At 60.2% G+C, this 9,276-nt stretch carries 9 protein-coding genes and 1 pseudogene; 2 read left to right on the top strand and 8 right to left on the bottom strand.

All coding sequences use genetic code 11. The features are described from left to right. The 8 genes from EN964_RS14715 to EN964_RS14680 all read right to left on the bottom strand — a co-directional run. The coding region (locus EN964_RS14715; protein WP_127276479.1) for an AAA family ATPase at positions 1–1,098 on the bottom strand (1,098 nt) is incomplete at its 3' end. After that, positions 1,095–1,709, bottom strand: coding sequence for a TadE/TadG family type IV pilus assembly protein (locus EN964_RS14710; RefSeq protein ID WP_127268515.1), 615 nt, complete (start codon positions 1,707–1,709; stop codon positions 1,095–1,097). The genes EN964_RS14715 and EN964_RS14710, both read right to left, overlap by 4 nt. Before the next feature lie 2 nt (positions 1,710–1,711). Next, positions 1,712–2,236, bottom strand: coding sequence for a TadE/TadG family type IV pilus assembly protein (locus EN964_RS14705; RefSeq protein ID WP_127268516.1), 525 nt, complete (start codon positions 2,234–2,236; stop codon positions 1,712–1,714). Between the two features lie 5 nt (positions 2,237–2,241). Then, positions 2,242–3,726: a TadE/TadG family type IV pilus assembly protein gene (locus EN964_RS14700; RefSeq protein ID WP_127268517.1), complete on the bottom strand. Its 1,485-nt coding sequence runs from the start codon at positions 3,724–3,726 to the stop codon at positions 2,242–2,244. Positions 3,727–3,795: 69 nt separating this feature from the next. Beyond that, positions 3,796–4,089 (bottom strand): hypothetical protein, encoded by a 294-nt coding sequence (locus EN964_RS14695; RefSeq protein ID WP_127268518.1) that lies wholly within the window; start codon positions 4,087–4,089, stop codon positions 3,796–3,798. Further along, positions 4,076–5,521, bottom strand: coding sequence for a type II and III secretion system protein family protein (locus tag EN964_RS14690; protein WP_127272238.1), 1,446 nt, complete (start codon positions 5,519–5,521; stop codon positions 4,076–4,078). Before EN964_RS14690 ends, EN964_RS14695 begins: the two co-directional genes overlap by 14 nt. Positions 5,522–5,569: 48 nt before the next feature. After that, positions 5,570–6,592 carry a Flp pilus assembly protein CpaB gene (gene cpaB, locus EN964_RS14685; RefSeq protein WP_127270767.1) on the bottom strand — a complete coding sequence of 341 codons (1,023 nt, stop codon included), beginning with the start codon at positions 6,590–6,592 and terminating at the stop codon, positions 5,570–5,572. A gap of 91 nt (positions 6,593–6,683) precedes the next feature. Further along, the gene (locus EN964_RS14680) at positions 6,684–6,899 is read right to left on the bottom strand and encodes a Flp family type IVb pilin (protein ID WP_127270765.1); all 216 of its coding nucleotides are present in this window, start codon (positions 6,897–6,899) and stop codon (positions 6,684–6,686) included. Between the two features lie 530 nt (positions 6,900–7,429). Between EN964_RS14680 and EN964_RS14675 the strand changes: the two genes are divergently transcribed. Together EN964_RS14675 and EN964_RS14670 are read left to right on the top strand one after the other, a co-directional pair. Next, positions 7,430–8,818: a CpaF family protein gene (locus EN964_RS14675; RefSeq protein WP_127272239.1), complete on the top strand. Its 1,389-nt coding sequence runs from the start codon at positions 7,430–7,432 to the stop codon at positions 8,816–8,818. Then, positions 8,818–9,276 (top strand): annotated as a pseudogene (locus EN964_RS14670) (type II secretion system protein F); the annotation flags it as partial. The gene EN964_RS14675 and the pseudogene EN964_RS14670, both read left to right, overlap by 1 nt.

Below are 9,276 nucleotides of genomic sequence, written 5' to 3'. Positions count from 1 at the left end.
CCCATCCACTTCGGAAGGCGGAATGGCCCTGTTCAGCGCATCGGTCAGAAGCGCGTTGTCGAGCGCGACCGACTTGATGTGCGGCGCCTTGAAGATCTTTTCGAGCTCGCTGCGCGAAAAATGGTTCCCGAACCATTTGCGCTTGTGCTTGTTGGCGACCAGCGTGATGCTGACCGCATTGCCGCGCAGCTCGCGGATCTTCTTGTAGAGCCGCTTGCCTTGCCGCAGCGACGCGACATTGAGTTCGAAGACGATGAAGATCTCGTCGCTCGTTGACAGCACGGAATTGTGCCAGGGCGTTTCGAGATTGGGCAGGTCGATGACGATATCGTCGAAGCGGTAGGCGACGAGGTCGAGCAGCCGGAAGACGAAGTCGCTGCCATGCGGCTCGAACGGCAGTTGCGGCCGCTCGAATGCGTAGAGGGTGAGGCCGGACGGGCGCGACAGCTTGATGACGTCCATCAACTCGACATCGAGCCGTTCCGGCTGGCCGATGATGCCGGCAAGGTCGAACTGGTTGAACAAGTTGAGATAGGCGCCGCAATTGGCGCTCTGGAAATCCAGGTCGACGAGACAGGTGGACGCCGCGCGCTCAGCCGATTTCGACGCCAGGAATTCGGCCGCCGACAGCGCCAGCGTCGTGGCGCCGGCGCCGCCGCTGGCGCCGATGAAGGTGATGATCCGGCTCTTCGTTCCCTGGTTGCCGGTGTCGTGGAAGGTCACGGCATTGAGCAGCTCCTTGCCGTCGAGCGGCTTGTGCAGCCAGTCCGAGGCGTTCATGCGCACCAGCACGCGCGTCTGCTCCGAGCTCAGCTCGTCGGAAACCGCGATCAGCGGCACGCTGGCCCACAGCGCGCGCGCCTCGACGATGCCGGGCCTGCCGAGCAGCTCGCCATTGCCGAGATCGAGGATGACGATGCCCGGGCGCGTATCGGCCGGCGGTCCCTTGAGGAAGTCGCTCGTCTCGGAAACCCTGACGTCATAGATCGCCAGCGCATCGAGCCGCGTCGCCACATCGCGCTTGAAATTCGGGTCCGACGAAAACAGCGCCACCTGCTTGCGCTTGGTCGGCGTAACCTTGGTGTTGATGGCATTCATGACGCGGTGCTCTTCAGATCTTCGCCCGTGACCGTGCTCAGCATGGAGGGCATGGTGATGTTTGCAAAACTCAAAAAGAAGAACTGGAAGTTCACATTTTGGAGGCTGACTGAAATAGTAGGAACGTTTCCTGCGGCTCGCGTCTGATAGCCAAGTCCCGTAGCCGAATAGCGGATGACGACATTGGCTGGCAGCAGCAAGGGGTCGAAGTCGCACATGCCAGGACGACTGCCGGCCACCGGGCCACATATTCCGTCGTCACCTGCAAAAATTCTGCTGAAATTTGTTGCTGACCACACGCCGGCAACACAATGGGCACCTGTGCAACTGCAGGTCGAGGTTGCGCCATTGCAAACATAGGCAAAAGAATTCGCGACAACGGGAGATCCCGGTGTCGTAGTCGGGCCAGCCGTGGAAATCTGCGGCGCGACCGGATCCGAGATTGAGGCTAGCCGTGCACCGGCCTGGACGGCCTTGGTGGCCGAGTTCCACTGATATAATGCATAGCCGAAATCGACGAAGCCGAAGACAAGGGCAAACAGCAGGGTCGAGACAATGGCCATTTCCACTGTCGCCGTGCCGTCCTCTGATTTTGCGAAACGCTTGATCATGATCAGAACCGGATCAACCGCTCCTCGTGAAAGCCATTGAGGGTGATCGGCCCGATACCGAGCAAATACAGTATGCCGACCCCGCTGTAACCGAAGGTGCCCGCCGCCCTGACGATGCAAACCTGTGCGGTGGTGGACCGATATTGAGTGACGCCGGCGACCACGGCATCGTGACAAGAGCCTGAGGCGGCGATGGTCATCGTCACATTCGCCTTCTGCCAGCCGGCGATGCGCGCGGGTGCTGTCCCGGTCGCGTTGCCGAACACCGCGATGTTGGTGGCAATGTCGGCGCAGTCGATCGTCAATCCAGCATTGGTGTACAACTGACTGTTGCAGCGCGCCGCAAAGCGGGCACCGTCCGAAAGCCCGGCTTCCATCAGCAGCTTTTCGTGGATCAGATTGCCGAATTCAAAGACACCCGCCGACAGGATCAGCATCAGTGGCGCGATCAGCGCCATCTCGACAAGCGCCGTCCCACTTGGATCGCGTCTAAATCTATGCAGATGGCGGTAGAGCGTTGCGATCATGGCCGTCACCGGTAGAGCTGGGCTTCGTCGCGAAGAAAATTGTCGAGCGTGCCTTGGCCGCCGCGCCCGGTGATGTCTACAAGCTCGACTCTAATGGTCTGATCTGGGCCGCTCTCCACAGGTTCCGTGATGAAGAAACTGCCGAAGGCCTCGACCGGTAGCGGCTCTGAGGAGTTGCCTCCTGACATCAACCCGGCGGCTACCAGTGCCTGACAGTTTAAGATGGCGCCGTAGAGGAGTCGTCGGTCCGGATCGGAAACGCTGTTTGACGAACAGGCTGGGGCGCCTAGCTCGCCACCATTCGAAGGGTGATTTACGATGCCCTGCGAAATCTCGTAGCGATAGGCGCTGTAGCGGGTCGGCTGATTTGTATTGCTGGCAGGGTTTATACCATCTGCCCCGATTGGCTTTGGAACGGTTACCGGGTTTGTCGTGGTGTTGAAATTGGTATTCCAATATTGGTCGAAATCCCAATTCCCGTCGCCGATGCGTCCGTTGACTACCGGGTCGCGTGGCAAGGCCTGGAAATTTGTCGGCTGCGCCGGGCTGACTTCAGCGGCATTGCACGCGTTACCTTGGGTCCTGTAGCCCTTCCGCACGTTTTCACCTGGCGCAAAATTAGGGTCGTTTCTATTGCCGTTCATCGGTCCATCGTAGACGTCGAAGCGAACATTCAATGCATCGCGAACCGTCGCAAGGAAGCCGGGGCGCAGCAGCACGCCACGTTGATCGTAACATGCCTGCGATTTTGTCATGGCGATCATATCCCTGATGGCGTTTGCGCCAGATCCATTCGGCGGTTGCAGGAAGCCGTAGTTTCCAGGCGAGTTCTGCGCCGAACTGCCGCCCTGCTGGCGCAGCTCAATCATGCGGCGGCGCTTCGCCGGGTCGGCGGCGACGTCAAAGAGGTTGTCAGCCGTATTCTCGTAGGGATTGCAGATGTACACCGGGGTGAAATCGCAGACGCTGGAGGTGAAGCCGGCGACCGACACTGCCCCGATGTTGAACGATCCGTTGGCGTTCGACGACAGAAAAGAGACGGGGAAGATCGCTGCGAACCCTACGGGCGTTACTGTGACCTCGATGAAGCGAGCTTGCACGGCGCCTGCGACCTCGTCGGTGATGACATTGGCTGCGGTGATCGGAAGATTGTCGGTCGCCGGAATAGATCTCAGATAGCGCCTGGTTACGCCGGCTGCCAACAAATCCTGCGGGCCGGTACCACCTGTCGAGAAATTATATCTGTTGAAGACCAAGGTGGACAGCGCGCGGTCTGCCCGCGTGATGCTATCAGGCCGGCCATCAAGTTCGGCAGCAGCGGCAAGCGAGAACGAATCGGCGCCCTTTTGCAGATCATTATGCAGATTGTTCGCCCTGCTCATATCGATGGCGAGCAGCGAAAACCCGATAATCGCCGGCAGGGTAATGCTGACGAGGATCAGCGCTATTCCCCTCTGGTCCTGCCAGAACGCGCGAAAGGTCCGCAGCATGGCCTTACTCTTTGCTCCCCTGACGCCGGTCGTCTTGCCTGGCGCACTGAAACCGCATCCCTGTTCAGTTCACTGGTTCGTCACTCCCGACCCGCCGACATTGACCGTGATGGCCGGCGGCGGCGGCGGTGGTGGTGGAAATCTGTAGTTCTGAGCAACACCGGCGGCGCGCGCACCGTCACCCTCGATCCTGGTGTTGTTGGAGGCCGGATTGAGCGGGTCGACCGTTTGCAGCATCGAATTGAACTTCTGCGTGTCGCCGGCAGCCAGGGTCACCGAATCATAGTGGTTCAGATAGTCCGTGGCACAGCCCGACAGCAGGCCGGTGCCCAGGATGAGGATCAAGGCGCTATTTCTTGACATAGAGCATCTTGTCCTTCGATTTGAAGTCGAGCATGTGGCCATAGGGGCCGGTTACGCCTTCGCCCAGTTCATATTTACGGACCATATCCTTGGTCACTTCAAGCTGTCCGAGCACGAAGAATTCGGGATCGTTGGCGGGCCGTGTCTTGTCGAACGGCGTCGCCAACTGCTCGCCGGGCTTCACCGGCCGCACGATGTGCGGCGTGACGATGACGACCAGCTCGGTCTCTTCCTTCTGGTTGCTCGAATTGCGAAACAGCGTTCCGATGACAGGCACCTGGCCGAGCCACGGCACCTGGTCCTGGAGCTTGGTGGTCTTGCTCGACAGAAGCCCGCCTACGGCGAAACTCTGGCCGTCGCGAAGTTCGACGACGGTTGCCAGCTTGCGGTTGGTGAAGATCGGGTCGCCGGCGGTGGTGAAGCCGGTCAGGTCGCTGACTTCCGGCGCCAGCCTCATATGGATCTTGCCGTCGTCGAGTACGACCGGCGTGAACAGCAGGTTAACGCCGAATTGCTTGTACTCGATGCTTATCTCGCCGTCTTTGTCGAGCGTTCGGATAGGCACTTCGCCGCCGGCGTTGAAGCTGGCCTGCTCGCCGGAAAGAGTGGTGAGGTTGGGGTTCGCGAGCATGCGCACCGCGCCTTTGGACTCGAGCGCCTCGATGATCAGATCGACCTTGATGTTGCTGTCGATGACGCGCGTGATCAGGGCTCCGAAGGGACTGGAGGTCGACAGGAGGCCGCTGAGCAGACCGCCCGGCCCGAGCACCACTCCGTCCTCGTCGACGGCAGCAACACCGGTGCCGGTACGGGTCGTGCCACTGCCGTTCGTGCTCCTGATCGACACGCCGAGATCGCGGCCGGTGTTGCGCTTGGCTTCCAGCACGCGCACTTCTAAATTGACCTGCTGGCTGTCGTCGACGATGACGGAGTTGATGACGGCGTCGGGGCCATATTGCTGCGCAACCGCCAGGATAGCCGCCAGCGTGGCGCCGTCCTTGACATGACCGCCAAGCCTGACCCTGCCGTTGACCGAGCCGACCTCGATGCGCGACTTCGGCGCCACCTGGCGGATCGCCTGCGCCATGTCGCTGACATCAACACCGACCTCGATCTGGAGCGCGCCGAGCGAGCGCTTGTCGGTGGAAAACAGATTGACCGTGGTGGTGCCGGCGCCCTTGCCGATGACATAGAGCGTGCGGTCGGTCATCGGCTGCGCATCGGCGATCTTCTCGTCGCCGACGACGATATCGCCCAGATTGGCACTCACCTGGATCGTTACCGATTGTGACATCGGCAGGAAAATCCGGTGCACGGCAGGGGTTGAGACATCGATGAAGCGGTCGGCCGCACCGGCCGCCAGGCCCGACAGCAACAGCGCCGCCAAACACGACAACGCGGCCGTCGCTATCCCTAACCAAGAACCCCGCATCCCCGTCTCCCCACTCGCTGCTGGTGGCAGCATCCGTTTCGCCGCGCTTTATTGTTGTCGCGGTACGTCATATGTCTCGAGCTTCACACCCCGGAACACGCCGACCGTAGCCCGTGCCGGCGGCTCCGGCTGCACGTATTTGACCACTTCCTTGGTCGCCGGTGCCGCGATAGGAACCGGTTTGGCCCGGCCAAGTTCGTCGAGACGGCTTCCCACTTTTTCCACGGCCTGGGTCAACCCGGCAATCTTGTCCTCGGCGCGCTTGCGCTCGGCTGCTGCTGCCGCTTCCGCTGCTGCCCTCTTGTCGAGCTCCGCCTGCCTGGCGGCGACATCGGCCGGCGTTTCGCCGGTCAGGTCAGAAAGCGTCACCCGTTCTGTCGTCTCGCCCTTGCTGGCTGCGGCCTGACGCAGCGCCAGCGACAATTGGCCGGCGCCTGCCGCCAGCGTCAGCTTTTGCGCGTCCCTGGTGCTGGCCTCCAGCGTCACGGACTTCACCACCGTCGGGCTGTCCTTGCTTTCGTCGGCCACCTGGTCGATGGCCAGCACCTTCATGCTCTGCAGCAGCACGTCGACGAAACTCTTATCCGTGCCATCATCGCCGCGCGCCGTGCGGGTGAGTAGGATATCGACTCGATCGCCCGGGAAAACGAAGCCGGCCACACCGAGCACGTCGTTGACGCGGATGGACACGGCCTTCATGCCTTCGCCGAGCACCGCCGAAAGCGTGGCGCGCTGGCCGGGGCCGGTAATCTTGGTAGCAAGAATCGGCTCATTGATGCCGATCGCTTGCAATGCCTGCTTGGCACCGTCGCCAGCTAGCAGGTCTTTCGTTGACTTGAATGCCCCGGCTGGAACCGCGCCCGCAGGCCAGGCAACTTCGCGCAGTTTATCTGCGCTCAGAGCGTCACCGAACTTCAGCGGCACTGCCGCAACCACGACCGTGCTGCCTTGTACGACACCCGTTTGTGCCATGGCGCTTCGCTGGCCGGCAAGCCAGATATTGACCAGCACCACCGCCAGGACGCCGAACACCCCGGCGAGCACGATCATGATAATTGTGTTGGCGCGCATGTCCCAAGCCCCAGCCCCAATGCGGGATTCGCCCGCTGCGATCGGATTCAGGCCCGGCTCGAACGATCCGGGCCTGAATGTAGTCAGGCGATCAGGAACCGGTGCCCGCAGCCGCGTTGCAGGTGCCAGCCCCCGCGTCGAGGGCGGTGCAGAGACCGAGGAACCTGGCGTTTACCCAGGCGCCGATGGCGATGACAGTCAGGATCGATGCAACGGCAATGATGCCGATAAGAATAGAATATTCGACCATGGCAGCGCCGTTCTCATCGTCGCGGAACTGCCGGGTCATCGTCATGAGCTTGTTCATGTCAATTTCTCCCTTTGGAGGTTGGAACCCGACGAGACAGAGCAAAGGATGAAATCCATACCCAAGCATCCCCCGTCATCTCGATCCTAGGTCCCGAGAAAACGCAGAGTCAAACGAGATTAAGAGTTCCTTAACTTTCATGTACATGATTCGGCAAGAAGATCACAGTTCCGAATTTTCGCAACAGCTTGATTCTTTTCATTTTTCAAGGACTTTAACCATTCGTTCACAATTTGGCCCCCGATGGGGCAAGATTGTGGAAGCATTAGCGCAAATGCATATTCCTTTATATCTAAGGGTTTAGCAGCCTCTTCCGGGCGGTTTGCCCCCAAAAGTCGAAAGAGCCTGGAAAGCAGGGCCGACGCCCTGACCACGAACCGGCAGCCGTATCAAATAAGCGCGTTATTACAGGCTTCTGATCTTAACTATGTAGAAAGTATTGAGGGCACGCCTACCACCTGGGCGCTTGTGCCTCCCGTGGTTAACAGTTAGTTTCCGCTAATGAGGGACTGAGGGGAGTATAAGCGACTATGCTGGGGCGGTTCATCAAGGGGACAAGCGAACAGCAGGTAGCGTCAAAGACCGATCAGCTGGTGGTGCAGCCTGTTGCTCCGGCTCTTTCGCCAGCCGCTGATATTGAATCGCATGGCAATGATTTTCTGACGCTCAAAGTCGAGCTTCATCGCCATTTGATCGATCGGTTCAACCTGACCGCTCTTGAAAGCGCTTCCAAGGACGAGATCCTGAATGAGATCCGTCCGATCGTGCGCGAGTTCGTTCGCGCTCGTGCGGTGCCATTGAACGCACGCGAGCTTGATCAGCTGACCAGCGACACCGCCGACGAGATGCTGGGTCTCGGGCCAATCGAACCGCTGCTCAAGGACGATTCGATTACCGACATCATGATCAACACCCACAAGCGCGTCTTCATTGAGCGGCGTGGCATGATCGAAGAGACGGCAATCCGTTTCCGCGACGAGGCGCATCTGTTGCGCGTCATCAACAAGATCGTTTCGGCTATCGGCAGGCGTGTCGATGAATCGTCGCCCATGGTCGACGCACGCCTGGAAGACGGTTCGCGCGTCAATATCGCGGTGCGACCGATCTCGGTCGACGGCCCCCTGGTGTCGATCCGCAAGTTCTCCAAGAATCCCTATTCGCTCGAACGTTTGATGGCTTTCAACTCCATTCGTCCGCCGATGATCGAACTGCTGCGGATCGCCGTGCAGGCGCGCAAATCGATCCTGGTTTCGGGCGGCACCGGCAGCGGCAAGACCACCTTGCTCAATGCATTGTCGAGTTACATTCCCTCGAAAGAGCGGCTGATCACCATCGAGGATGCGGCCGAACTGCAATTGCAGCAGCCGCATGTGGGCCGCCTCGAAACGCGCCCGCCCAATGTCGAGGGTAGGGGGGAGGTGCGCCAGCGCGAATTGCTGAAGAACGCGTTGCGCATGCGGCCGGACCGCATCATCGTCGGTGAGGTGCGCGGCGAGGAAGCCTTCGACATGCTGCAGGCGATGAACACCGGCCACGAAGGCTCGATGACGACAATCCATGCCAACACGCCGCGCGATGCGATCTCGCGGCTGGAGCAGATGGTCGGCATGGCCGGCATGCCGATGACGCATGAGTCAATCCGGGCGCAGATCGCGTCCGCCATCGACATCATCGTGCAGACACAGCGTCTTTCGGATGGAGGCCGGCGTGTCACCTCCATATCGGAACTGACCGGCATGGAAGGCAATGTCGTGCAGCTCCAGGAAATCTACCATTTCGTCCGCCGTGAGGTCACAGCCGAGGGCAAGGTCATCGGCGACTTTCGCGCGACCGGTGTCCGTCCGCGCTTCGCTCCGGAGGCCGCGACGCTTGGCCATTATTTTGCCAAGGACGCCTTCAACCCGCAGGTTGCCCTCTGATGCTGACGGGTCAAGCTCTGCTCTACTTCATCTACATGCTGGCGGCAGCCTCGGTCATTCTGGCAGGCGAAGCTCTCTATCTTTCCTTTGCCGGCCGCCGCTCCCGGTCTCTAGCAGTCAATCGCCGGCTGAAGCGGCTCGCTGGCGACGTTCCAGCCGAACAAACGTTGCAAGGGTTGCTGCGAGAACGCGGCCTCACGGACTCCGGCGACTTTCTTTTTGGACTGGTCTGGTTGAACAGGCTCTATACCCAGTCCGGTATCACCGGAAATCCGTTGACCTTCGCCGCGACGTTCTTGCTTGTCGGATTGGCGATGGCGTTGCTGCTGGCGGTCCTCTTCAATTTCTCTGCCTTGGCGTCGCTCATCATTTTTTTGGTCATAGGGTTTATCTTGCCGCTTCTCGTCCTCCGGCGCGCTCGTAACAAGCGAATCCGGAAGTTTGCCAAACAGCTGCCG

The organism is Mesorhizobium sp. M7A.F.Ca.CA.001.10.2.1, assembly GCF_003998575.1.
In the GTDB taxonomy this organism is placed as follows: domain Bacteria; phylum Pseudomonadota; class Alphaproteobacteria; order Rhizobiales; family Rhizobiaceae; genus Mesorhizobium.
Note: the sequence above shows the minus strand (reverse complement) of the source record. Positions and strands in the feature narration are given on the sequence as shown.

Bases quoted from the DNA above. Each gene is read 5' to 3' on its own strand.
- EN964_RS14710 (WP_127268515.1), bottom strand. From the start codon at position 1,709: ATGATCAAGCGTTTCGCAAAATCAGAGGACGGCACGGCGACAGTGGAA.
- EN964_RS14705 (WP_127268516.1), bottom strand. From the start codon at position 2,236: ATGATCGCAACGCTCTACCGCCATCTGCATAGATTTAGACGCGATCCA.
- EN964_RS14700 (WP_127268517.1), bottom strand. From the start codon at position 3,726: ATGCTGCGGACCTTTCGCGCGTTCTGGCAGGACCAGAGGGGAATAGCG.
- EN964_RS14695 (WP_127268518.1), bottom strand. From the start codon at position 4,089: ATGTCAAGAAATAGCGCCTTGATCCTCATCCTGGGCACCGGCCTGCTG.
- EN964_RS14690 (WP_127272238.1), bottom strand. From the start codon at position 5,521: ATGCGGGGTTCTTGGTTAGGGATAGCGACGGCCGCGTTGTCGTGTTTG.
- cpaB (WP_127270767.1), bottom strand. From the start codon at position 6,592: ATGCGCGCCAACACAATTATCATGATCGTGCTCGCCGGGGTGTTCGGC.
- EN964_RS14680 (WP_127270765.1), bottom strand. From the start codon at position 6,899: ATGAACAAGCTCATGACGATGACCCGGCAGTTCCGCGACGATGAGAAC.
- EN964_RS14675 (WP_127272239.1), top strand. From the start codon at position 7,430: ATGCTGGGGCGGTTCATCAAGGGGACAAGCGAACAGCAGGTAGCGTCA.